The following is a 24,691-nucleotide window of genomic DNA, read 5'->3' on the forward strand; positions in this document are numbered from 1 at the left end:
ATGCGTGTACTGGTGAGTGGCGGAGCCGGCTATATCGGTTCACATACCGTCATCAAGCTGACCGACGCCGGGCACGACGTCATCGTCGTCGACGACTTCTCCAATGCTAAGCCCACCGTCATGGCCCGCCTGGAAGGCCTTACCGGACAATCGATTCCGACGCACAGTTTCGATCTCGCCGACGCCGACAAGACCGAACACCTTTTCGCAAGTGAGCAGATCGATGCCGTCATCCACTTCGCGGGCTATAAGGCGGTCGGCGAGTCGGTGGCAAAGCCGCTGGACTACTACGCGAATAACCTTGGCACCACCTTTGCCTTGCTACGCGCGATGGAACGACATTCGGTACGCAAACTGGTGTTCTCCTCATCGGCGACGGTGTACGGCGCCGAGCCGCGGTTGCCGATGACCGAAGACCTGCCGACGTCGGCGACAAATCCGTACGGCTGGACCAAGGTGATGATCGAGCAGGTGCTGGCCGACGTCGCGGCCAGCGACTCCGCTTGGCGCATAGCCGCATTGCGCTACTTCAATCCCGTCGGCGCACACCCAAGCGGGCTGATCGGCGAGGACCCCAGCGGAATACCCAACAATCTGATGCCATTCGTGGCACAGGTCGCCGTGGGGCGCCGGGCGAAGTTGTCGATTTTCGGCGATGACTACGACACCCCAGACGGCACCGGGGTGCGCGACTACATCCACGTGGACGACCTGGCCGCTGGCCACGTCGCCGCTCTGGACAGGATCGGTGCCGCCGACGAATCGATGTCGGTATGGAATCTCGGTACCGGACAGGGAGTTTCGGTGCTGGAAGTGGTCCAGGCTTTCGAGCGAGCCAGCGGTCGGCCGATCCCGTACGAGATCGCGCCACGTCGTGCGGGCGACATCGCGGCATCGTATGCCGATCCGACCCGAGCCAATGATGAATTGGGCTGGCGCGCAACGAAGACGATCGACGACATGTGTGTCGACACCTGGCGTTGGCAGTCGGAGAATCCCACCGGATACCCGGACGCGTAGGGGATCTCGATACACCTCGTCGCTAACGCTCCTCGGCACTCGATCAGCGGGAATGGCCACCCCCGATGGTCGAGTGCCGACCGACGAGCCTGCGAGTCGGACGGTGTATCGAGACCCCGCAAGATCACCTAGGTACCAGCACCTCGTCGCTCACCCGGTAGACAGTCACATTCCCCTTGCGGAAGACTGGCTTCAAACCCGGGGCACCCTTCGTTCGAACCGACAAGAACGGATCCCCTTGACGGCCGTGCTCGGGGTCGGGGACGCCATTCTGGAACCACCAGTAACTCGGCGGGCTGTCAATTACGTAGCGCACCTTCATATCTCGCACAATCGCATCGATCTTCGGATCGGCTCCGATTTGACCAACGCCCCAATACAGGTCACGTTGCCGCTGCGAAAAGTCGTTGGCCCGATAGAACGGGAACAGCGGCGTGAGGCCGGTCACCGGATAGATCCACCCGGTGCCCTGATCTAAGTTGTTGAGGATCAACGACTTACGTGCATCAGGTTGGTCGGCCAGCCAATGGTAGGCGGCCAGATCATTGGGGCCGATGAATTTGTCCCCGCGCTCCTTGGAAGCGAGCTGCGCATTCGCCGGGTACCGCAGAACTGCTCCGCCGGCGACCAGGACGAGAACTATGGCGAATACCGCCGGGACCGCGACGCGTGCGAATGGTTTGCGCCCCGTTTGCGCCGACGTTCGGGCAGCAAGTAGCTTCGCGACCCAATTCGTAACCACACCAACGGCAACCGCCGCCGCGGCAGCTGCGAATATCGCCGTGACGAAGGTCAGCCGGTGCCCCGAATTGTAGAAGTATCCACCCAGGGTTCCGAGGGGATCCGACAGTGGGCCAAGTGCGACAACTGAATTCGCCGCCACCAGTACGAAGACCAACCACGCCGCGAGACCGCCCCAGCATCGCAGCCAGATCAGCACAAGAAGTCCGATCATGGACGCCAACACCAGAATCCACACCGGCCCAAGCCGATTAAGCGGAATGGTGTAGTTGAATAGAGCCTGCTTCAGCGCTTCCACCAGCGTCGCGGATTCGTCGCGGAAGTCGAACCCAGAGAGTTCGTTATTTCCGGCGATCTTGATAGTGCCGTAGATGACCGGCGCCGAAAGCACTAGTGCACCAATACCGGTGGCCCCAAGGGTGCCGACGTCCGCTACACGGGCACGCCAGGCCGACCCCCCGCCCGACGTTGCGATCGGATGCCATAAAGCCTGGGTAACCCACCACAGTCCGACGATGACCACGACTACGACCAGACCCGACGGATGGGTTGCGGTGACACCAGCTATCGCGACCGCGGCCGGCAGGATGCGTCGTCGGTCCCGCACCGCGGAAATCGTGAGCACGGCCGCGATCGGCGCCATCGAGACACCGACGGCATTTGGCACCGCGGTCAGTTCCAATTCGACATAGGGCAGCGACGGGAACAGGCCCGCGATCGCCGCTCCGATTGCCGCGATCGTCGCCGATTCGGATGTAGAAAATCGGTGCCGGGCAAGCCAATACGCGAGAGTCGCGACCCCAAGGGGCACGGTGATCGCGAGCACGGCAGGCGAATACGTGTTGTATAGCTCGACCGGATTGGCTCCGGTAACCGGAAATATCAACGCTCCCAGCGCATGCCACGTGTTGGGATAGAAGTTGAATCCGTGCGTGTCGTAGTTCATCAACTCGCCCATGCGCAGCGAGGACCCGACCCCGGTCTCATGAATCCAGCGCAACGAGCTCGCGTGCCACAGCGAATCCCACACCTGAGAGATGTTGTCGAGCCCCCCGAACGCCGTGTTGACAATGGGACGCACCGCCGTTGTCACAATGACCACTACACCAACGCCCATGCCGGCGATCAATCGATAACAAGCATGGCGACTCAATGGCTCGTCGCCGGGTTCGGGAGCGGGGAGCAGTCGTCGACCTCGTCGCGAATAGAGGAAACGCGAGTATCCCCACGCCAGGACCAATGCGACGATCAGCGCGATACCGGCGGTAATGAGATTCCACTCAAACCCGACGGCCCCGTAAAAGACAGTGGCCAGGCTAACGATCAAGAACGTCACCGGCGGCCCCGCCGCGACCGCAACCGGCCAGGTCACCCCCAGTCGACGTGTCACCAACGCCCCCGGCGCCACCAACAACACCGCGGTGACCAGGGCGACCCACGCGGTGAGCATCATCTTCGGTCTACCTCCAGGGATCCTTTGGTTATCGACTGTCGAGTCGATAACCTGCCGAAGTCTGAGATTACTGGGCGCAGACCACTCGACAGATTGTGGATCGTGAGTTCGACGGCCGAACGTTGTCTGAGCTGGCCTCAACCGCCTGATCGACGTCGAACGGTCGCCACGTCAGTCAGTCCGGAACGTTGACAAAGGGCTCGACCATCGACTTACGATTGCCTCACAGGCACAACCGCCGAACGTAATTCGTTCTGTCGGCCTGGGGGGCCGACGCACTACCGAGTTCTACCTCTGGGGAAATGGCAGCTACGAGTGCGTCAACGATAGGGACAACCTAGACATGACTACACAAAGCAGATCATTTACCCCGGCCCTCACGAAAGTTTGGGATCTAGCCTCACGCGTCTATGACTTACCGGTCTTGCAGCGGCTCATCTACCGGCCTCCGCAAGACGAGGTGATCGCGGCGCTACGCGCGGACGGCAGTCGACGTATCGCCGATGTTGGTTGCGGCACAGGCATTCTCGCGGATCGCATCCAGACTGAGCTTCATCCTGAAGCGATGTACGGCATCGACCTGTCAACTGGGATGCTGGCCAAAGCCCGCGCTCGGTCGTCGGAGATAACGTGGCTCAACTCGCCTGCCGAGGACCTGCCACTCGACGATTCCAGCGTCGATGCGATCACCTCGACAACCGCTTTTCACCTATTCGATCGCGCCGCGGCACTCAACGATTTCCATCGCGCGCTCCGGCCAGGTGGCATCGTCGTGATCGCAACCGTTCATCCGCCGATAACATTCAACGCGTTCAGTCCACGCCCATCGGCGATGCGAAAACTGGTGCTCGACGCCGGTTTCTCGCTCGTCACTCAACACAAGATCAAACGGCCGCTGTACACCTGGCTGGTGCCTGACTACATCACAATCGGCCGCCGCGACTAGACGCTGCGAACCGCTTCGGCATTGCTACCGTTCCGCGGTCGCCGTCACATCTCTTCGGTGACCGTGGGCGGGTAACGCCGATGGCCGAGCAGACAGATCACCAAGCAGACGACCGCGGCAACCGCGCCAAACGCGAGCATGGCGGGATATGTCGGCGCCCATGATGTCTGGGCGAACCATGCCATTACCGCGGGGACTGCGAAACCGAGATATGTTCCGGAGTAGAAGACGGCAGTCAGACCAGCGAGATCGTCGGGTCCGGCGATGCGTTGTACTTCCAGAAGTCCGGCAATCATCGCCATTCCGTAGCCACATCCGAGAACCGCGGCGGAGACCAGCGCCAGCCACAGGGTGAGCGCGTGTGCGGCAGCCGCGGCCAGCACCATCCCGATCATCAGCACGACGAGCGCCACCACCGCCCCGCGAACACCAGTCGGATCATCGATGCGGCGACCCACCGATTGGATGCCGAAACCGGCGGTGAGGCCGACAACACAGCAGAGTGCGGCGAAGGCAATCGGGGCACCCGAGGTATGTGGCGTCATCACCGCGGGTATTACGGCATAGGCGACTGCACACGCGCCGAATACCCAGGGGGACACTAGAAGCACCACGGTCCAGAAACGGCCATTGGTCACCGAGGGGATCCTGAGGCCGTCGACAAATCTGACATCGTCGCCTTTCCTCGGATGCCGAGTCTCGGGAACTCGTACCAGCAAGACCAGGGCGACCACCGCCATTGCGACGTTGATCGCGTACGGCAGCACTGTCGGCCACGGTCCCCATTGAGCCAGGACCCCGGCCACACCCGCGCCGATACCGAAGCCAGCGGTCAAACTCATCGCGGCTCGACGGGCGCCGGTTCCCCCGGACGAGCCGTCGAGGTCGGACAATTCTTTGATCCACGTACCGCCGACAGCCATCGACAGTCCCAACGCGATACCGCTGAATACCCGGCCGGTGGCGAGCAACCCCGCCGAGTGAGCGCCGAGGGCAAGAATCAGCGAGCCCGCTGCCGCGGCGATCGGCGCTAGCACCATCAACTTCTTGCGACCGACGCGATCTGACAACGGTCCGGCGATCAACAGGCTCGGGATGATGCCCAAAACGTAGGTGAACAGCAGGGCATCGACCACGACCGCGGACATATTCGACGTCTGGCGGTACATCACCAACAATGGAGTGAATTCGTTTCCGCCCCAAGCACTTGCGAATAGCGCCGCTGCCACCGCGGCCCAATAACCTCGGTAGCGGGTGGCCGCCATTTGGCCTGTTCGCGATTGTGCGTTGGCGATCATCGGATCGCCTGACCATATGTGGACGGCCCCTGATGCACCGACGTCAGATGCGCGGCCAACGCGGCGTCGAAGGCCATAGGATCTCCCGATTCGATGGCGTCGATGAGTGCCGCGTGATCGTCGAAGATGCGGGCGACGACACCCGGATCGCGCTGGACACTCGCGGTCGTCATCCGCCGATGTCGTTCGCCGAGGCTGCTGAAGAACCCCGCGATCAGTTGATTGTCGCCAGCGGCGACGATGAGTTGATGGAACCGCGCGTCAATTCTCGAAAACGCCGCGATATCCGACGACTCGACGCCGCGATGGTCGGCCAAATTCGCGCGCAGCTCATCGAGCACCACCGCGCGGACGGCCGGCCGGTCGACGATCTGGGCGACGGCGTGACCTTCCAAGAGAAGTCGCGCCCGCAGTACGTCGCCGGCCTCACGATCGGTGACGGGCAGCACCAGCGCGCCACGTTTGGGGTAGAGCCGCATCCACCCCTCCGCCTCGAGCCGCAGGAACGCTTCGCGCACCGGGGTACGGCTGACCGCGCAACGTCGGGCGACATCACCCTCGCTGATGAGGTCCCCACCGGGGATTTCGCTGGTCAGGATGAGTTCCTTGACAACCTCGTACACCCGAGTGGCCGCCGAAGGTTCATTACTCATGACTACGACTGTAGGCATATGCGCAACATAGATACAAGTTGCATCCTTGCTTGTTGCCTAGGAAATGCGAGGGTGGCAGACTTTTAATGTTCTCGCCCCGCGCCGACGTTTGCGAACCGAATCCAGGCGACCGCGAGAAGGACGCTATGTGAGTGACGCACCAACCACGTGCGGCTCGTCGGCGACCGCTTTCTTGTAGCGCAACGACGCGCCTGCCAATCGCGCCTGTCACACTCGTGGCATTGATCCGCGACCCGTCTGTACTAAGGAGTGACCGTGACCAGCACGGCGAATGATCCCAGCACGCAGCCTGCCGAGACACCGTTACCCATTACCGACGAAGAGGTGTTCAACGCGCACGTCGGCGGCAAACTGTCAGTGGAGCTGCGTGCGCCGATCGACACTCAACGCGATCTGTCTATCGCCTACACCCCCGGCGTTGCTCAGGTCTCACGCGCCATCGCGGCCGAGACCGAACTCGTCAACAAGTACACCTGGACCGATCGCCTGGTCGCTGTCGTCAGTGATGGTTCAGCTGTTCTGGGGCTCGGTGACATCGGCCCCCGCGCCTCGCTGCCGGTCATGGAAGGCAAAGCGGCACTGTTCCGTTCGTTCGCCGGCCTTAACTCGATCCCGCTGGTACTCGACACGCAAGATCCCGACGAAATCGTCGAGACGCTGATCCGATTGCGCCCTAGTTTCGGCGCGGTCAACCTCGAAGACATCTCGGCACCACGATGTTTCGAGATCGAGCAGCGTGTTATCGAAGCGCTCGATTGCCCGGTCATGCACGACGACCAGCACGGCACCGCGATCGTCGTACTCGCCGCGCTCAAGGGTGCCGTACGGGTACTCGGCCGCGAACTCGCCGGGCTGAAGGTCGTCATCTCGGGCGCTGGCGCGGCCGGCGTCGCGTGTACCAACATCCTGCTCGCCTCCGGCATCGACGACGTCGTCGTGCTGGACTCGCGGGGCATCGTCAGCGCCGACCGCACCGATCTGACTCCCGTGAAAACCGATCTTGCCGCTCGCACCAACCCGCGTGGCCTTTCCGGGTCCGCCGCAGACGCTCTCAACGGAGCTGACGTTTTCCTCGGCGTCTCCGCCGGCCTCATCGCCGAAGAGCTGATCGCCTCGATGAGCGAGGACTCCATTGTGTTCGCACTGAGCAATCCCGATCCGGAAATCCACCCGACGGTCGCAGCCAAGTACGCCGCCGTGGTGGCCACCGGACGCAGCGACTTCCCGAACCAGATCAACAACGTGCTGGCGTTCCCCGGCGTCTTCGCCGGAGCACTCGACGCCGGCGCACGTCGGATTACCGAAAACATGAAAATCGCCGCGGCCGAAGCGATCCTGTCGGTTGTCGCGGACGACCTCGCACGCGACAAGATCGTGCCGAGCCCGCTCGATCCCCGTGTGGCGCCGGCGGTTTCGGCCGCCGTCGCCGATGCCGCGCGCGCCGACGGCGTGGTGTAGTCACTTCAAAATAAAGGCGCCGCCCGCTCGGGTGGCGCCTTTGTTGTTGTGTCAGTTATTACGCCGGCTCGACGTCGAGTTCGGTTGCGATTGCCGAGATTTGGCCTGCCAACTCCACGTCGAGGGCCGTGAGCGTGCCGACGCTATGCGTCGATAACTCGAAATGGATTGTGGCATAACGCAAGTCGATGTCCGGGTGGTGATTGAGTTCTTCCGCGGCGTCGATGACCCGCGCGACGAATTTTCCACCGGTGACCATGTTGCGGGTCAGGTAGTCGGCGTGCACCGCATTGCCGACGATGCGCCAGGGCACCGCGATGACTCGCTCGACTTCCGCGGGGTCGATTGGGGTCGGGTTGGTGGCAGCCATGTCTTCCACGATACGAGCATCCTGAGCCTTCGCACCCGGTTTGAGATTCCGGGTCCACGCTCGCTAGACTCGTGAGCGCTGTCGCGAGGCAGCGCGCCGCCTTAGCTCAGTCGGTAGAGCGATTCACTCGTAATGAATAGGTCAGGAGTTCGATTCTCCTAGGCGGCTCCGCGAAGAACAATCTCGCAGCAAGATTGTGCGACACGCCGGTCAATCGCACTATGTCTGCAGTAGCATCGCCGCGTGACGACCTGGGGGCCGCATGGGCGATAGATGGCCAGCATTGCGGGCATCCGACTTGGTCCGGATCATCGAACGACATTGCGGTCCCCCAACTCGACAACGCGGCTCGCATCGCCGCTACAAGGGCAAGGACGCCGAGTTCACCTTCGCTTATCATGACAATGTTGAAGTCAGCGGGAACATCGTCCGGCGTGTCTTGGTAAGTGACGTTGGGATGTCTGCGCAGGACGCACGGAGAGAGGTGAGTTGATGACTGACGAAAGTCAGCAAGTGGTCGTCTATCGCTCGTGCACGACTGATGGCCCACGGTGGCAGTTCTATTCGATGCCGGAAAGCATCGTGGGGGGCGCCGACGATCTCAATGCGGCACGTGAGCAATACCGCGACGCACTCGCCTTTTCACTCGACGTTCCGACCAATACATTGCCGGAGATCCGCGAACTCATCGAGCACGAAGCCAGTGAGGGAACCAATATCTGGATTCGCGGCGGGCTCAACTCACCCACATACAAAACGGCACTGAAGTTCCTGACCGCGTATGTGCAAAGTCAACCACCTGATCACGTCGACTGGTTCTTCGAACAACCAGCAGCAAGCGGTGACGTGATCATCGCCCCCGTCGAGTTCGACGACACCCTCAGGACAATCACCTCACAGATGACCGCATTCGACTCGGTCTGGGCCGTGGCTCAGGGCACGCATTCGGACGGAAGCGACATGCTGGTCTGGCTCGCTTTGGGAGGGAGCAAAGCGGCCTCTGGCGGGAGCGAGCAGGTTAACCTCGCCGACCTCGGCCTAACTCCGGACAGCCCGATGGTCGATGTCTTCACGCGGGTAATCACAAACGGCGAGCGTACCCATTCCGACAGCAGATACGCCCTCGCCACGGTATGACCTCCGCACATTAGACTGCCAATTTCATTACCCAGACTTAGAAAAATTCGGACTCGATGCAGCCGAGAGCCGCGGAGTGTGAAAGACTAAACGCCGGGATCTACACCTGATCTCTCTCTGAAGGAAGTAGTAAAGCAACATGGCACAAGGAACCGTCAAATGGTTCAACGGCGAAAAGGGCTTCGGCTTCATCGCTCCCGACGACAGCAACACCGGTGACGTCTTCGTTCACTACTCTGCGATCAGCGGTAGCGGTTTCCGCAACCTCGAAGAGGCGCAGCGAGTCGAATTCGACATCGAGCAGGGCCAGAAGGGCCCTCAGGCCACAAACGTGACCGTTCTCTAAGCTTCTCGCGACGAGAGCAGTCAAAAACCCCAGTCACCGTGTGACTGGGGTTTTTGCGCTCTCCGGGAAGGTATTTCACGCAACCGGACTTAACTCCATATAGTGGAACAGACACACGTCGATGGCGAGGAGATCAGCATGTCGAACTTCGGGAAGAAGATCAAAGACGAGGTCAAGGCCGTATCCGCCGCGATCGAGAACGAACTGACCGTACTCGAAGGCGCACCTGGCGGTTATGACCCACTCAAAGAGGACGACGACACCACCGATTCCGAGTCAGCCTCCGACGCTGACGACAAGTAGGCACACGAATCTACGAATCAGGGCCTTGCACAAGCACTTCCACTAGCTCGGCCAACAGTGGACTCGTCGGTTCGTCCGCACGCTCGACGGCGTTGACGTCCACCTGAAGCACCCCCGGAGACATCGGAAGTACCCGCACACCGGGCGTCGTCTCCCCTACGTAGAGAATCGTCCACGCATCGGGGTGGTTCACCAATTCGGCTACCGCGGTGCGATCCGGTGCGATCGGCGCACCCCATCGCACCGTCAATCCCGAAGCGGCGAAGGCGTCATCGATCACCGACCGCAACAGCCGTTGCTGCGCGAGCGAGGGCAATAGCAGCGGATACTTCGAAAGCTGTTGCAAATCAACAGATTTGGCGTTGGCCAGCGCGTGCTTCTCCGATGCGACAACCACCAGGTCCTCCGACCACAAGCGGCGAACCGCTAGCTTTGTGCGACCACCGGCCTCCGATTCGGGCAGTGACCCTCGTATCAGCGCGATGTCGACGTCACCCGAACGCACCGAAGCCACCCGCGCGGCAAAGTCGCGGATGATGAAGTCCACCTCGGCATCTGGGTGCGCATCTCGGATAACCGCGATCGCAGCCATCGCACGATTGGCGAAAGACATGTTGGCGGCCAACCGAATTCGCTGTCCGTCAGGCTGCACGGCAGCAAAAGCCAACTCCTCCAGTGCCAGCATCTGACGCGCGATCGGGGCCAAGCGATCAGCGGCGTCGGTCGGAATCACCCGCCGCGTCGAACGGTCGAAGAGTGTCACCGACAACTCAGCCTCCAACCGTGCGATCTGATGGCTGATCGCCGACTGCGACAGATAGTTGCGGCTCGCCGCTCGACTGAAACTTAACTCTTCGCAGACGGCGACGAAATAGCGCAGTTGACGCAGCTCCATATAGCCGAGGCTATCAGCATTTATTAGTGATTGAGATAACTGCGTTGAAATCTATGCGTTTTACCTCGGGATAGATCTGCCCCAGAGTGGTGTTGTTAATTAATGAGAGATACGACGCGAGAGAGGAATTCCCGATGACCACCACCCATACCGCCGACGTTGTGATTGTCGGTTCGGGCTTCGGCGGCATCGCAGCCGCACGTCGCCTCGCACGACGCGGATACCGCGCGCTGATCGTCAGCGACACCGCGCACTACCTGTTTCAACCGCTGCTCTATCAAGTAGCTACGGGCATCCTGGATCCGGCGATCATCGCTACCGCCGCCAAAGATACTGTCCCCGATGGCATTTCGATCCTCAAAGGGCATGTGACCGGGGTGGACGCCGCTGGTCAGAAGGTGTTCGTCACCACCGATGGCGACGACGCGGTGGTCGAATACACCTGGCTGGTCGCAGCAACCGGCTCGGCGCAGGCGTATTTCGGTCGTCCCGAGTTCGCTGAACACACCTTCGCCTTGAAGACCATTGAGGACGCGAAGACCCTGCGCGACCATATCCACGAACGGTTCGTCATCGCCGCCGATCAGACCGCCGACGATACGACGCGTCAGCGAGCGGCCAGCTTCGTGATCGTCGGAGCGGGCGCGACGGGCGTCGAAACTGCCGGCGAAATAGCCGAATTGGCCAAACGTCACTTCCACCAGGACGTACACATCACCCTCGTCGACGGTGCACCAGACGTACTACCGGCCTACGGTGGCAAACTCAGTGCCTACGCACGCCAGCGACTGACCGACGCCGGCATTACCGTGATCACCGGCGCGATGGTCACCGACCTCGACGCCACCGGCGCGACTGTCGAACATGACGGCGCGCCAACACGATTGGATGCCGACACGGTCATTTGGGCTGCCGGGGTGCGCGCCGCGGATTTCGCGGAAGCACTGGCTACCGCGACAGGCTGCGCTACCGACCGCGCGGGCAGGTTGCTCATCAACAACGACTTGACCGTCGGCGGCTACGCGAACGTATTCGCCATCGGCGATATGACCGCATTGCACGACTACCCCGGGCAAAGCCCCGTCGCGATGCAACAGGGTCGCCACGTCGCAGATACGATCACCGGAAAACGCCAGCGCGGCAGTGAATTTCACTATTTCGACAAGGGCAGCATGGCGATGCTCAACCGACTCGGCGCTGTCACCGACGTGCGAGACACGATCAAGATGACCGGACCGCTGGCATGGGTCACCTGGCTGGTTGTGCACTTGTACTACCTCGCGGGTCTCAAACATCGCACACAAGCTCTTGCCGATTGGGCACGCGCCTTTGTCGGACGCGGTCGCCCCGGGTACGCAACGTACGCGCCGGAGGCCGTACCCGACGGTGAAAAGGAGCATGCGGCGGCGTAGCCGCGGCATCACTGACTGACGTTGTGCAATGGGGCTGTCGCCGGGCCTTCGAGGATCGCGCCGTCCGGCGCGAAGCGCGAGCCGTGTAATGGACAATCCCAGGAACTCTCTGCATCGTTCCAGCGGAGAACACCGTAAAGGTGCGGACAGACCGCGGATACCTCGGTCGTGGCGCCATTGACGGTGCAAATTCCGACCGGTCGGCCGGCGCGGCGCTCGACACGCCCCTCCCCCTCGGCGGGAGGCGGCCCGGCGCCGCGCGTTTCGGCGGTTAACCAGCCACGCGTCATAGCTACCGCGACTCCGGCATTCGTCTGGATCATCGACGAAAGGCCCGCCAGTTCGCGCGGCGTCCATGTCTCAAGGACCCGCGCCCACCCGCCGCGGTCACCGAGCAGGCGAGCAGCAAGTGCGTGCGCGGCGGCCACGGCATTGGTCATCCCCCACTTGTTGTATCCGGAAGCGACCAGGATCCGATCACTTCCGGGCAATAGCGCGCCTGCGTAGGGAAGTCCATGGACCGGCGTGTAATCCTGAGCGGACCATTGGTGGGCGGGAGCGCCGATATCGAAATGCGCTCGGCTCCAGTCGATTAGGTCATCGACCTTCGCCTGCGGCGAAACCGCACGACCAACGATGTGGCCATTCCCGCCGACCAGAAGGTACTCACCTCCGACGTCGGGTGCGTATCGCAGCGATCGAGTCGGTTGATCCACCGAGACGTACATGCCGCGGGGAGTGTTCGCGGGGGCCCGGAATGCCAATCCGTAGGAACGGTGTGGACTCAACCTGGCGAAGAACCCGCCGCGATCAAGCACCGGCGTGCCAGTGGCAAGTACCGTCGCCGTCGCGCGCACGCGGGCTTTCACCGCGTCGACGACGACTCTCTTGTCACCGCCAACCGCTCCCGCGCCGTCGATCCTGACGTTCCTCACCCGACTGTGCTCGAATATTTTCACTCCGGCGGCGAGGGCCTCGGATACCAAGGCCCGTAACAACTCCATCGCGTCGAGTTGTATCTGATCGTCGAGCCGGACTCCCCCGCATGTGTCGAAGGGAAGTTCGGCGAGGTCTTGTTCCCACGACACATCCAGCCCCGCCGCGCGACACGCGTCATATTCCGCGCGGGCCTGCGAAACACCAGCGGCCGTCTGTGCGTACGAATATGCCGCTTCCCACTGAAACGGCACCCGCATACTCTCGCAGAAGTCCAGAATCCATTGCTGTGCTTGGGAATTGGCAGTCACGTAGTCATCAACCGTCGTAGCTCGGTGCCGTCGGGCGATAGTCGACAATTGAGAACCCTGCAAGAGACTCACCTTGCCGGTCGTATTGCCGGTCGTGCACGCACCGACGGTTCGACCTTCGATGACGGCGACACTCGCGCCGCGCCGTGCCAACAGCACGGCCGTCGCCATCCCGGTGAGGCCCGCCCCGACGATCGCGTAGTCGAATGAGCCATCGTCATCGAGGCTCGGGAAATCGTCAATCGAGACACGGTCACGCCATAGAGAGGACACATCAGCGGTTACCCGTCGTCGCCTCGATTGAAACCCGCTATCGGCGATGCCCTAGCGCGGTCGTTTACTCCTCATCGCCTGACCGATCTTCGCCACCATCGCATCGACCGCGAATTTGGGTTTGACGTTGAGGTCCAACGCTTCTCGGCATTCCAGAACCGCTTCGATGCACTGCAATAGTTGCTCCGGGGACGCGAACCCGGCCATGCCGGCCGTCGTGGACTCGACCATGTCGGGATGCATGAACTGCACTCGGGCCCCCGAAGCTGTGACCATCGCGTCACGGAAGAGCGCAGCCAAGTCCACCAGGGCTCGGTCTAACACATCGCGGGATGTCCGTGTCGCGCGAGACTTTTGTCGCTTCTCCAGTTCTTTGATGGCACCCGCCGACCCACGTGGTGCTCGTGCCGCGCCCTTACCGGTGCCGCCCGCACCGAGCGCGGTCTTGAGTTCTTCGGTCTCCGCCTCATCCAGCTCGGCACTGATAGCCTTCGCCGCTTCGTCGGCCGAGCGGACCAACGATTCGGCACCCGCATACGCCGTCGAATCACGGGTTGCCGCTCGGGCCAAGCCCAGTGCGGCTAGCCGTTGGCTGCGCGCGGCGGGATCAGTGGCTAAACGTCGGGCTCGACCAATATGCCCTCCGCATACCGATGCCGCCCAGAGCGCGTCTTCAGCGTCGATGCCGTCGTGGGTGGTCAACACGTCGGCGATATCGGCCACTGACGCAGTCGTGAGCGCGATATGACGACAACGCGACTTCAGAGTGACCGAGATGTCCTCCGGGTCGACTGACGGCGCGCACAGCAGGAAAACGGTACGCGGCGGCGGCTCTTCGACGACCTTCAACAACGCGTTGGCAGCCTGCTCGGTCAGCCGGTCGGCGTCTTCGACGATGACGATCTGCCACCGCCCTGTTCCCGGACGACGACTAGCCGTTTGCACGATGTCTCGGATTGCCAATACTGAAAGGCTCAATCCCTGCGGTACAACATGGCGAACATCGGCGTGTGTGCCACTCATCACAGTCGTACAAGAGCGACATATCCCACACCCGAGGTTGTCGGGTGTCTGACACTGCAGGGCGGCGGCAAAACAAGTCGCGGCGACTGAGCGGCCTGTGCCCGGTGGACCGGTAAAAAGCCACGCATGCGTCATCGACGCCCGCTGAGCGGCGACGCTATTCTCTACCTGACCTGCATCAGCGTCGAACATCGACACCGCGCCTGCACTCTGTTCGTCGAGCCGGGCGGACACCGACAAAGCCGCCCGCGCTGCCGCCGACAGTTCTGTCGCCACTGCCCGCTGGCCGATCAAGCGGTCGAACACGTTACTCACGTCAACAGACTAGAGGTCGCGCCGGACACTCGATGCGAAGCGGCAGTGTTTAACAATTGCAAGCATCCAGCTACCGTTGGTGGTGTGGTTGCACGTCGCTCGAGGTGGTCGAAGGGCATGCACCTGGCTCGCTGGCTAGTCCATACGCCATGGCCGGTGCTCGCCCTCGACATGCTGCGCGCCAATCTGCTCGGCGCACTGTTCACCTTCGCGTTCCTTCGATTCGGAATGCCCGACAAATATGCGGTCAGCCTTTCGCAGATCGACGCCCGGAACCAGCTTATTTTCGCGCTCTATCTGGTAATCGCGGCCCTCGTTGGCGGCTATCTCAGCATCCGTCTCAGTCTGCCGGTTCTGGTGTGGCATCGTCGGCGTTCACGTCTAGATGACACCTATGCCCGACGTCGCGCACTCGCGCTGCCGTGGCTGCTCACCGCATCGAACTTCGCGCTGTGGACGATCGGCGGCATCCTGTTCACCTATCTCAACCTCGGTATCAGCGGTCAGCGGGCATTCTTCGTCGCTGGCGCCACGGCTATCGGTGCACTGGTGACCTGTGTGCTCAGCTATATGCAGGCCGAGAAAGTCCTCCGGCCGATCACCGTCGCGGCGATGGCGAACGATCCCGATATCGCCGTGGCCCCGAGCGTCAGCACCCGAATCACCCTGTTCTGGCTGCTGACCGTTGCCATGCCGCTGATCGTCATCATCATCTTGATACTTCTGGCCCGGTTCCAGATCGCCGGCGCGACGGCGACTGAACTCATTCGCCCCATCCTCTGGATGGCCTGTGCCGGACTCGCCTTCGGCGTGCTCGCCATCGCGCGGCTGCTCGGTGCGATCACCGATCCCATCAAGCAACTCCGTCATGCCCAGAACGAGGTCCGCGCGGGCAATCTCGACATCGCGGTGAAGATCTACGACGGCAGCGACCTCGGCCTGCTGCAAGCTGGCTTCAACGAGATGGTGGCCGACGTCCGGGAACGCCAGGCGTTGCGCAACCTATTCGGCCGCTATGTGGGCGAGGACGTGGCGCGACGCGCCATCGAAACCGGCACCGAGTTGGGTGGCGAAGAACGCTACGTGGGAGTCCTTTTCGTCGACATCGTCGGCTCGACGCGACTCGCGGTCAACCGGCCACCGCGCGAAGTAGTCGGACTGCTCAATGAATTCTTCCAAGTCGTCGTCGACGTGGTCGGGCGGCATGGCGGCTTCGTCAACAAGTTCCAGGGCGACGCCGCACTCGCCATCTTTGGCGCGCCGCTCGAACTCGATGATTTCGCCGGTCGCGCACTCGCCGCGTCACGCGAACTGCGGGTGGAAATCGAACGGACACTTGGCAATACTGACTTCGGCATCGGCGTCTCCGCTGGCAAGGCGATCGCCGGCCATATCGGTTCGCAACAACGCCTGGAGTACACCGTCATCGGCGATCCGGTGAACGAGGCCGCGCGGCTGACCGAGCTGGCCAAGGACGAACCGACGCGGGTCCTGGGTTCGGCTCGCGCGGTATTCCTCGGCTCTGCCGACGAAGCCGAATTCTGGGATATCGGCGAAGGTGTCGAGTTACGCGGGCGCGGCATCGAAACGCTGCTGGCGCGGCCAAAGTTAGATCCGGTCGAGCAAGGCTGAGGCTAGGTCGGTCGGGCTCGGGCTCGGGCTCGGATCGCAAACCCCACCCTTTTCGCAAACCCCACTCGCCCGGACATTCCCGACTCGGTTTCCGTGTCGGGAACGTCCGCCCGGGTCGGGTTTGCGGGGGGCGCGTTACTCCGCGGCCGGCGGTGGTGTCTTCTTTGCCGCTGCCTTCTTCGCTGGAGCCTTCTTTGCCGCGGTCTTCTTGGCCGGCGCCTTCTTTGCCGCGGTCTTCTTTGCCGCGGTCTTCTTCGCTGCGGTCTTCTTCGCGGTTTTCTTGGCAGCCTTCTTGACCGGTCCGCGCGCCCGACGATCGGCTAGCAACTCCATGGCCCGATCGGGCGTAATCGTTGCGACGTCGTCGCCCTTGCGGAGGCTGGCGTTGGTCTCACCGTCGGTTACATATGGACCGAACCGCCCCTCTTTGATGACCATCGGCTTCTCGCTGACCGAGTCATTTCCCAACTCCCGCAACGGCGGAGCCGCAGCGGCCCGCCCGCGACGTTTCGGCTCGGAGTAAATCTTCAGCGCTTCGTCGAGAGTCACCTCGAAGAGTTGGTCCTCCGACGTCAACGACCGAGAGTCGGTGCCCTTCTTCAGGTACGGACCATAACGACCGTTCTGCGCGGTGATCTCGTCGCCGGATTCTGGATCGACGCCGACCACTCTCGGCAACGACAGCAGTTTGAGCGCGTCATCAAGGGTCACCGTCGCGATATCCATCGACTTGAACAGCGATCCGGTACGCGGCTTGGGACCGGCAGCTTTCTTCGCAGCCTTCTTGGTCGTCTTCTTAGCGGTCGCCTTCTTAGTGGTCGTCTTAGCCGTCTTGGTGGCGACACCGCCCGCAGCCGGATCGTCAAGGGACACTGGTTCTTCCGCTTCCGAACCGGACGTACCGCCAGGTGTGGCGCCGCCGTCGCGGGGTGTCGGGCCGGGCGGCACGGTCATGGCCGGGGCAGGTGTATCGCCGTCGTCGTCCTCTTCTGGCGTCGGCAGGATCTCGGTGACATACGGGCCGAATCGCCCTTCCTTCACCACAATTTCGTGTCCACTGGCCGGATCGACCCCGAGCACGCGCCCCTCTTGCGGTGTGCTGAAAAGTTTTTCGGCAACCTCGAGAGTCAGTTCGTCGGGTGTCATATCCGCGGGCAGGTTGGCGCGCTGCAGATCCGGTTCGGCATCGGGCGCGGCCACATTGCGTTCCAGGTAGGGGCCGTAGCGACCAACGCGCACGTAGATCGGTCGACCCTGCTCATCGTCGAACAGGTTGATGGAGTTGACTTCCCGCGCGTCGATCCCCTCCAGATTCACACCGACGAGAGTCTTGAGCCCGCCGAGTCGTGCGACGTCGGACCGAGCGCCATCCGCCGAAGTCGTTGCTGGCGTGGAAGATTCGTCGCCATTGCCGAAGTAGAACTCAGTCAGCCAACGGGTTCGGTTCTCGTTGCCGCTGGCGATCTCGTCGAGGTCATCCTCCAGCGACGCGGTGAAGTCGTAGTCGACGAGAGACTCGAAATGTGCTTCGAGCAAACCGATTACGGCGAACGCGATCCACGACGGGACAAGCGCGCTACCTTTCTTCACCACGTATCCGCGGTCCTGAATGGTGCCGATGATCGACGCATAGGTCGAAGGCCGTCCGATGCCGAGTTCTTCGAGTGTCTTCACCAACGAAGCTTCGGTATAGCGGGCTGGCGGATTGGTCGAATGCCCGTCTGCCTCAAGGTCATTGGCGGTAAGGGCCTGGCCTTCGACCAGATTCGGCAGGCGCGACTCCTCGTCGTCGGCCTGTCCCCCCGCTTGCTCATCGACGGTCTCGACATATGCGGACAGGAAGCCCGGGAAAGTGATAGTGCGGCCCGACGCGGCGAAGGTGCAGACCTCGCCGGTGCTGGCGGTCCCCGCGATTCGCAGACTCAGCGTCGTCCCCTTGGCATCGGCCATCTGCGACGCGACCGTGCGCTGCCAGATCAGTTCGTACAACCGAAATTCGTCCGATGACAGTGCGGAGGCGACCGCACCGGGAGTGCGGAACGACTCACCTGCCGGACGAATGGCCTCGTGTGCCTCCTGCGCGTTTTTCACCTTGCGGGTGTATTGACGCGGCGTGGGGTGCACAAAATTCGCGCCATAGAGCTCGGTGGCCTGCGCACGGGCCGCACTGATCGCCGATTCCGACAGCGTCGTTGAGTCGGTACGCATATAGGTGATGTAGCCGTTCTCGTACAACCGCTGTGCGATTCGCATGGTGCGATCGGACGAGAAGCGCAGTTTGCGGCCAGCTTCTTGCTGCAGCGTCGAAGTCATGAACGGTGCGTAGGGACGCCGCGTGTAGGGCTTTTGCTCGACGGAGGTGACTGACATCGCCGCGCCGGTGAGACCGGTAACGAGCGAGCGGGCTCGAGCCTCGTCGAGCACAACGACGGCGTCGGCCTTCTTCAGTTCTCCGTGGGAATCGAAGTCGCGGCCGGTTGCCACCCGCTGATCGTCGACGTTGACCAGGCGTGAGCGGAAGGTACGCGGCGACGTCGTAGCGTCACCGGAGGTATCTCCAGCGTCCATTGTCGCGGCGATATCCCAGTAGTCAGCTGAGACGAACGCCATCCGTTCGCGTTCGCGTTCGACGATGATTCGAGTCGCCACCGACTGCACACGGCCGGCCGACAGCTTCGGCATGACCTTTTTCCACAGCACCGGCGATACTTCGTAGCCGTACAGACGATCAAGGATGCGGCGGGTCTCCTGAGCGTCGACGAGGTCGATGTCCAGGTCGCGGGGGCTTTGCGCGGCCGCCTGGATCGCCGACTCGGTGATCTCATGGAACACCATCCGCTTGACCGGCACTTTGGGCTTGAGGGTTTCCAACAGGTGCCAGGCGATAGCCTCCCCCTCGCGGTCACCGTCCGTCGCGAGATACAGCTCGTCAACATCTTTGAGCAGCGACTTCAGCTCGGTCACCGTGGACTTCTTGTCCGCGGAGACCACATAGAGCGGCTCAAAATCATCGTCGACGTTGACGCCCAGGCGGGCCCAGGACTGCCCCTTGTACTTCGCGGGCACATCGGCCGCTCCGCGCGGCAGATCTCGAATATGTCCGCGAGACGATTCGACGACGTAGTTCGCACCCAGGTAGCCCGCGATCTTGCGCGCCTTGGTCGGTGACTCGACAATGACGAGCCGCCGGATTGGCTTCGTCGGTGCGGCGGTGTCAGTCTCGGCCACGGGCGCCTTTCGCGTTGTACTTCGGTATGCGGATTAACCGAAGAATAGGTGTTCTTATACGTCGTTGTACCTTATGTATAGCGTGCGCTGCACATCTGATTACACATTCGGGGGACAAGAGATTCCCTTATGTCACCGAACTAAACCATAGAGTCGCAGGTCAGGACAGTTGAGCCGCAGGCCAATCAGCGGCTGCACCAAGTTGTGTCGGCGCGGGGCCGATGGTCTCGCTCAGCCGGGTGAGTCGCCGCTTACCGGTGACACACAATGCCGGTGAGCCACCCCGGGCTCCGACAATGATCGGCGCGATGCCGACCCGCATCAACGCCGTCGCTAAATGCGGATGTGTGTCGGGTGCGTGGGTGTCGAGACCAAGTAGATATCGCGCGCCCTCGCGATGTCCGCCGGCAATCACCCAGAGACGAATCGCACGTGGAGTCGGCATCCATCCGGGCGGCACTGTTTTCACCGCTCCGGTGGACCAACTGCGATGCAACGCCGTCAGCCTGGGAGTTGGCAGCGTGCGGGCCATCGGTGAGCCCTCGTCGGAGACAACCGCTTCGGCTTCCAATCCGGCAGCGACGAGTTCGGCGACCAACGCGTCAGCCCGCCACTGATCAGCGACGACAACAGAAACCCTGGCCCCGGTCGCGGTGTGAACCGACTGTCCGTTGGCTGCGAGCAACCCTGCGACATCGGCGAGCGCGGGCTCGTCGGTGTCTGCGGAGAACATCGCGATCTGGGACATAGGTCGAGTCTAGTGCGAGTCGTACACCCACCTAGACCACAAATCCCGCCCCCGATCTATGACCGGGGGCGGGATTGCGCAAGCTCGTCGTTTGAGCGAACGAGTCCTAGACGGCGCGGACGCCGGTGGCCTGCGGGCCCTTGGTGCCCTGGCCGACCTCGAACTCCACTCGCTGATTTTCTTCGAGAGTGCGGAAACCGGATCCCTGGATCTCGGAGTAGTGGACAAACACGTCGTCCGAACCCTCATCCGGTGCGATGAAGCCGAAGCCTTTTTCCGCGTTGAACCACTTCACAGTTCCCTGTGCCATTACTGCATTCCTTTACATACAAACCAACAGAGGCAACACGATGGTCTCGTGCCGTTGGCCGGTTCCGACGCCATACATCAAAAAGCCTGGACGGACCAAACTAACCTTCAGTACCACGTTCGCAACATCGATTCCCCTCAGAGCCCTGATACCAACCGGGACTGACCAGAAGCTGCGACCGCTGACAAGTCAACCACGTTCAGCGGGTTCACAACAGTCACCAGATGCAAATTGAGTGAAAACCTGGTGTTGTTCAGCGAGTCGAAACCAAACAGTTATCTTTTGCCGCGGCGTAAGGTTGCGCACTGCCCCATACGCGTGATTGCCAACGGCCACAAGCCCTCTCTGCCCGATCTCGGACACACGGATAACATTGGAACTCACGAGACGACATTCGGTGAACGGCCAGGCGAACATGCGCAAAGTAGATTTCGGTAGCGAGTTACTGTCGCGCACACTGGCCGGTGTAGAAGCCGGTAACTCACCCCTTCGGCACAGCGTGGTGATCCCGTCGCGATCAGCGTCATACCTTCCGTGGCCGACGTGGGTCGACCAAGCTATCGTTAATGCCTTTGCCGCACAAGGAATTACGCAACTTTGGGAGCACCAGGCGCGCGCGGCCCAGCTAGCACACTCGGGCACGCACGTCGCTCTGGCCACCGGAACGGCGTCGGGTAAGTCACTCGCCTATCAAGTTCCGATTCTCTCCGAATTTCTCACCAATCCCAATGCGTGCGCACTGTATTTGGCTCCGACCAAGGCACTTGGCGCCGATCAACTACGTTCACTAGCGACACTGCTTGCCGGCCGTGCGGAATTCTCTCATTTGCAACCTTGCGCCTACGATGGCGATACCGATCCCGATATCCGCCAGTGGGCTCGCGCGCATTCACGATGGATCTTCACCAATCCGGACATGTGCCATATTGGTATATTGTCGGCGCACGGAAAGTGGCAACATTTCTTTCGAAACCTTCGCTTCATCGTGGTCGATGAATCACATCACTATCGGGGCGTATTTGGTTCGCACACCGCACTGGTGCTACGCCGAATACTGCGGATCGCGCGGGCGTTGGGCGCCGCGCCGGTCGTCATCGCCGCGAGTGCGACCAATGCCGACCCGGCCGGTTCGCTAACCCGACTGATTGGCGCACCCGCCGAGGCGGTAACCGATGACACCTCGCCGCATGGTGCACGAACCGTTGCCCTCTGGGAACCCGACTTCGTGCCGGAGGCCAGCGGCGAAAACGATGCGCCGGTTCGGCGGTCGGCGGGGGCGGACGCGGCCCGACTATTGGCCGATTTCGTGATCGAGGGAGCGCGAACGCTGTGTTTCGTGCGATCTCGACGCGGCGTTGAGATAACCGCGCGCAGCGCCCGCGATCTCCTCGCACAGTCCGCGCCCGACTTGACCGAGCGAATCGGCAGCTACCGCGCCGGGTACCTCGCCGATGATCGCCGGCGCCTCGAACGTGCCATTGCCGATGGCGAATTACTTGGCGTAACAACAACGAATGCGCTTGAACTCGGTGTCGATATCAGTGGCCTCGATGCGGTGATCGTTGCGGGTTATCCGGGAACCGTCGCATCCTTCTGGCAACAGGCCGGGCGAGCCGGGCGCCGCGGTGAGGCATCAACGGTCGTGCTAGTGGCCCGCGACGATCCGCTCGACACCTATCTGGTTCACCATCCCGAAGCGCTACTCGACAAACCCGTCGAAGCAACGGTGATCGACCCGTCCAATCCCTACGTTCTCGACGCGCAACTACTTTGCGCCGCTTGCGAATTACCATTGAAGGATCAAGACATCGAACTCTTCGATGCCCAGGCCGCAGTCGAACGACTCAGTGCCGCAGGCCTTCTCAAGAAACGGCCGGCCGGCTGGTACGTTGCCGCCGGTCTGGATCCACACTCCGACATCGATATCCGAGGCGGTATCGGCGGACAGGTTCTCATCGTTGATTCGACCACGTCGAGACTGCTCGGCACGATCGATACCGGCCGCGCGATGTCGTCGATACACGCTGGCGCCGTCCATATTCACCAGGGCGCCAGTTACGTGGTCGACGAACTCGATCTCGACGAGGGTCTGGCGCTACTGCATCCCGAGGAACCCGACTGGACGACGTCGGCGCGCGAGATCACCGAGATCACTATCACCAATACCGTTGAGTCCCAACGCTTCTTCGACCTAACCCTGGCCCTGGTCGAGGTAGATGTCACGCACCAGGTTGTTGGCTATTTGCGCAAACTGCTGACCGGTGAAGTTATCGACTCCGTCCCACTGGATATGCCGGAGCAAACGCTGCGGACCCGGGCGGTGATGTACACGCTGACCCCCGACGCCCTCGAGGCCATCGGGGTAAGCGCGGGCCGTTTTCCCGGAGCACTACACGCAGCCGAACATGCCGCGATCGGCATGCTCGGCCTGGTCGCAACGTGTGACCGCTGGGATATCGGCGGCCTATCGACCAACCTGCATCCCGACACCGGATTGCCGACGGTGTTCGTCTACGACGGATACCCTGGCGGGGCCGGATTCGCCGACCGCGGCTACGAAGCCTTCGCACAATGGATGACGGCCACCCGGGAGGCCATCGCCGCGTGTCGTTGCGAACGAGGCTGCCCCTCCTGCGTGCAATCACCCAAGTGCGGCAACGGAAATGAACCGCTAGACAAGCGGGGTGCGCTGTCGGTGCTGACCTTGCTGAGCCGGTTGGTGGCGTAGCCGCTACTCCACTGGACCTGCCCGCGCCGAGGCTCGCGCCTCACGAATTCCCCAGTGCCCCAACGTGATACCGATGATTACGGTCACCACGACGTCGTCGCCTACAGTTTCGCATCGGCCGAGTCGCGCGTTGGTTGCCTGACGATGCACGATGTCGGCGACTTTCTCGCACGCGTCCTGGCCGGCCAACTGAGAGATCGCACCACCGAGGGCGGCAAGGTCGGCGGCCGACTGCGCACGATGACGGCCAATAACCGCAGCGCCGACATAGAGCATCAACACGATGATCATCGTCAACGCGGCAATTGCCCACGCTCCCAACACCGTTGCCGACCCATCGTCATCGATCAGGCGGCGCATCGGGATCGTCATTACTGCTCTGCCCAGCGTCGGGCTCGCGAGCCGCGACAGCACGAGCCCGGATGTCGAGGCCGGGCAGCAGCGCCACTGTCGTCTCGACGGTTACCTCGACATACTCCGGCGAGGAGTCATTCACCGAGATAGTCGCGCCGGTCGGCGCCACCCGTGCGCCGGTATCACGAGCCGTCGCGTCGCCCGCCGCGATCAACCGAGCCACCTCGCGAGCAGCATCGACACATCGGACCTGGGCCGAAACAGTAGACACCCCAACGATTCCCAATATCAGCACCGCCACGATCGCAGCGATCGCATACGCCGACTCCACTGTCGACATCCCGGCGTCATCGTCGTGCAGACGTCGCGCCCGCATGACCTACCCCACCGATGTCGACAGCGCTTTGGTGATGATGCCGGTCAAGGCACTCACCACATTGTCACCGGTGACCACCGTGTACAAGAGAGCGCCAAACGCCGCGGCAGCGATCGTCCCGATCGCGTATTCGGCGGTCGACATACCGTCGTCCTCGACGATTAGTCTGCGCCACAACGATTTCTGATCCATGACCGTGCTCCTCCCGTGGTTCGCCGATCGAACCCCTCATCTTTAGACGCAGCAGGAGGGCATTTGGATCCATCGAGTTTTCTTGGGAGATAAGCTCGGGTGTCTGGCAAATATCGTCCCCCTCAATGAGTTTCGAGGGCATATTGCCCTTTGAGGGAACTCACGGGGACAAAATTTCATCTCGTTGAAGGTTGGGCGGCTGTGTTACGGGG

General features: G+C 62.0%; 22 protein-coding genes and 1 tRNA gene. 10 read left to right on the plus strand and 13 right to left on the minus strand.

The annotated features are described in order from the left end of the window. Complete coding sequence (gene galE, locus GOEFS_RS06060) at positions 1–1,020, plus strand: UDP-glucose 4-epimerase GalE (protein WP_007317014.1); 1,020 nt, start codon at positions 1–3, stop codon at positions 1,018–1,020. A gap of 124 nt (positions 1,021–1,144) precedes the next feature. On the opposite strand, the gene GOEFS_RS06065 is transcribed toward galE, so the two are convergent. Further along, entirely contained in the window at positions 1,145–3,214 is a 2,070-nt protein-coding gene (locus GOEFS_RS06065; protein WP_007317015.1) for a DUF6541 family protein, read from the minus strand. Between the two features lie 343 nt (positions 3,215–3,557). On the opposite strand from GOEFS_RS06065, the gene GOEFS_RS06070 reads away from it, so the two are divergent. Next, entirely contained in the window at positions 3,558–4,160 is a 603-nt protein-coding gene (locus GOEFS_RS06070; protein ID WP_007317016.1) for a class I SAM-dependent methyltransferase, read from the plus strand. 44 nt (positions 4,161–4,204) lie between these two features. Here the strand turns inward: GOEFS_RS06070 and GOEFS_RS06075 are convergent, their stop codons facing one another. Beyond that, positions 4,205–5,425 (minus strand): MFS transporter, encoded by a 1,221-nt coding sequence (locus GOEFS_RS06075; protein WP_040524558.1) that lies wholly within the window; start codon positions 5,423–5,425, stop codon positions 4,205–4,207. A gap of 29 nt (positions 5,426–5,454) precedes the next feature. Then, on the minus strand, positions 5,455–6,111 hold the full coding sequence (locus tag GOEFS_RS06080) for a GntR family transcriptional regulator (protein WP_083837247.1): 657 nt from the start codon (positions 6,109–6,111) through the stop codon (positions 5,455–5,457). Positions 6,112–6,387: 276 nt separating this feature from the next. Between GOEFS_RS06080 and GOEFS_RS06085 the strand changes: the two genes are divergently transcribed. After that, positions 6,388–7,590, plus strand: a complete 1,203-nt coding sequence (locus tag GOEFS_RS06085; RefSeq protein ID WP_007317019.1) for an NAD(P)-dependent malic enzyme — start codon at positions 6,388–6,390, stop codon at positions 7,588–7,590. Positions 7,591–7,648: 58 nt separating this feature from the next. On the opposite strand, the gene GOEFS_RS06090 is transcribed toward GOEFS_RS06085, so the two are convergent. Continuing rightward, positions 7,649–7,960 carry a 4a-hydroxytetrahydrobiopterin dehydratase gene (locus GOEFS_RS06090; RefSeq protein ID WP_040524559.1) on the minus strand — a complete coding sequence of 104 codons (312 nt, stop codon included), beginning with the start codon at positions 7,958–7,960 and terminating at the stop codon, positions 7,649–7,651. 95 nt (positions 7,961–8,055) lie between these two features. On the opposite strand from GOEFS_RS06090, the gene GOEFS_RS06095 reads away from it, so the two are divergent. The 4 genes from GOEFS_RS06095 (at position 8,056) to GOEFS_RS23405 (ending at position 9,746) form a co-directional block, all read left to right on the plus strand. Beyond that, a tRNA-Thr gene (locus tag GOEFS_RS06095) sits at positions 8,056–8,128 on the plus strand. 324 nt (positions 8,129–8,452) lie between these two features. After that, on the plus strand, positions 8,453–9,097 hold the full coding sequence (locus GOEFS_RS06100; RefSeq protein WP_007317021.1) for a hypothetical protein: 645 nt from the start codon (positions 8,453–8,455) through the stop codon (positions 9,095–9,097). A gap of 139 nt (positions 9,098–9,236) precedes the next feature. After that, a complete protein-coding gene (locus tag GOEFS_RS06105; protein WP_007317022.1) occupies positions 9,237–9,443 on the plus strand; it encodes a cold-shock protein in 207 nt (68 codons plus the stop codon). A 138-nt stretch (positions 9,444–9,581) separates the two neighbouring features. Further along, a complete protein-coding gene (locus GOEFS_RS23405; RefSeq protein ID WP_007317023.1) occupies positions 9,582–9,746 on the plus strand; it encodes a hypothetical protein in 165 nt (54 codons plus the stop codon). A gap of 10 nt (positions 9,747–9,756) precedes the next feature. Here the strand turns inward: GOEFS_RS23405 and GOEFS_RS06115 are convergent, their stop codons facing one another. Then, the gene (locus GOEFS_RS06115) at positions 9,757–10,641 is read right to left on the minus strand and encodes a LysR family transcriptional regulator (RefSeq protein ID WP_007317024.1); all 885 of its coding nucleotides are present in this window, start codon (positions 10,639–10,641) and stop codon (positions 9,757–9,759) included. A 134-nt stretch (positions 10,642–10,775) separates the two neighbouring features. On the opposite strand from GOEFS_RS06115, the gene GOEFS_RS06120 reads away from it, so the two are divergent. After that, positions 10,776–12,053, plus strand: coding sequence for an NAD(P)/FAD-dependent oxidoreductase (locus tag GOEFS_RS06120; RefSeq protein ID WP_007317025.1), 1,278 nt, complete (start codon positions 10,776–10,778; stop codon positions 12,051–12,053). A gap of 8 nt (positions 12,054–12,061) precedes the next feature. Here GOEFS_RS06120 and GOEFS_RS06125 read toward each other — a convergent pair whose 3' ends face one another. Both GOEFS_RS06125 and GOEFS_RS06130 read right to left on the minus strand, forming a co-directional pair. After that, complete coding sequence (locus GOEFS_RS06125) at positions 12,062–13,573, minus strand: FAD-dependent oxidoreductase (RefSeq protein ID WP_007317026.1); 1,512 nt, start codon at positions 13,571–13,573, stop codon at positions 12,062–12,064. Between the two features lie 51 nt (positions 13,574–13,624). Beyond that, positions 13,625–14,911 carry a DNA polymerase III subunit delta' gene (locus GOEFS_RS06130; protein ID WP_040524563.1) on the minus strand — a complete coding sequence of 429 codons (1,287 nt, stop codon included), beginning with the start codon at positions 14,909–14,911 and terminating at the stop codon, positions 13,625–13,627. 117 nt (positions 14,912–15,028) lie between these two features. Between GOEFS_RS06130 and GOEFS_RS06135 the strand changes: the two genes are divergently transcribed. Then, a complete protein-coding gene (locus tag GOEFS_RS06135) occupies positions 15,029–16,543 on the plus strand; it encodes an adenylate/guanylate cyclase domain-containing protein (RefSeq protein ID WP_007317028.1) in 1,515 nt (504 codons plus the stop codon). 135 nt (positions 16,544–16,678) lie between these two features. On the opposite strand, the gene topA is transcribed toward GOEFS_RS06135, so the two are convergent. The 3 genes from topA to GOEFS_RS06150 form a co-directional block, all read right to left on the minus strand. Further along, entirely contained in the window at positions 16,679–19,771 is a 3,093-nt protein-coding gene (gene topA / locus GOEFS_RS06140) for a type I DNA topoisomerase (protein ID WP_007317029.1), read from the minus strand. Between the two features lie 160 nt (positions 19,772–19,931). Continuing rightward, the gene (locus GOEFS_RS06145) at positions 19,932–20,519 is read right to left on the minus strand and encodes a hypothetical protein (RefSeq protein ID WP_007317030.1); all 588 of its coding nucleotides are present in this window, start codon (positions 20,517–20,519) and stop codon (positions 19,932–19,934) included. Between the two features lie 106 nt (positions 20,520–20,625). Next, positions 20,626–20,829, minus strand: a complete 204-nt coding sequence (locus GOEFS_RS06150; protein ID WP_004022110.1) for a cold-shock protein — start codon at positions 20,827–20,829, stop codon at positions 20,626–20,628. 415 nt (positions 20,830–21,244) lie between these two features. Here GOEFS_RS06150 and sftH point away from each other — a divergent pair, with 415 nt between their 5' ends. After that, positions 21,245–23,557: a Zn-binding domain-containing protein gene (gene sftH, locus GOEFS_RS06155; protein ID WP_040524566.1), complete on the plus strand. Its 2,313-nt coding sequence runs from the start codon at positions 21,245–21,247 to the stop codon at positions 23,555–23,557. Positions 23,558–23,560: 3 nt separating this feature from the next. Here the strand turns inward: sftH and GOEFS_RS06160 are convergent, their stop codons facing one another. From GOEFS_RS06160 to GOEFS_RS06170, 3 genes are read right to left on the minus strand one after another with little or no spacing between them, the layout of a single operon-like run. After that, on the minus strand, positions 23,561–23,917 hold the full coding sequence (locus GOEFS_RS06160) for an Rv3654c family TadE-like protein (protein ID WP_007317032.1): 357 nt from the start codon (positions 23,915–23,917) through the stop codon (positions 23,561–23,563). Continuing rightward, positions 23,898–24,287: a TadE family type IV pilus minor pilin gene (locus GOEFS_RS06165; protein ID WP_007317033.1), complete on the minus strand. Its 390-nt coding sequence runs from the start codon at positions 24,285–24,287 to the stop codon at positions 23,898–23,900. The genes GOEFS_RS06160 and GOEFS_RS06165 overlap by 20 nt, the downstream gene beginning before the upstream one ends. Positions 24,288–24,290: 3 nt before the next feature. After that, positions 24,291–24,479 carry a DUF4244 domain-containing protein gene (locus GOEFS_RS06170; protein ID WP_007317034.1) on the minus strand — a complete coding sequence of 63 codons (189 nt, stop codon included), beginning with the start codon at positions 24,477–24,479 and terminating at the stop codon, positions 24,291–24,293. Positions 24,480–24,691 lie beyond the last annotated feature (212 nt).

This window comes from Gordonia effusa NBRC 100432 (assembly GCF_000241305.1).
In the GTDB taxonomy this organism is placed as follows: Bacteria; Actinomycetota; Actinomycetes; order Mycobacteriales; family Mycobacteriaceae; genus Gordonia; species Gordonia effusa.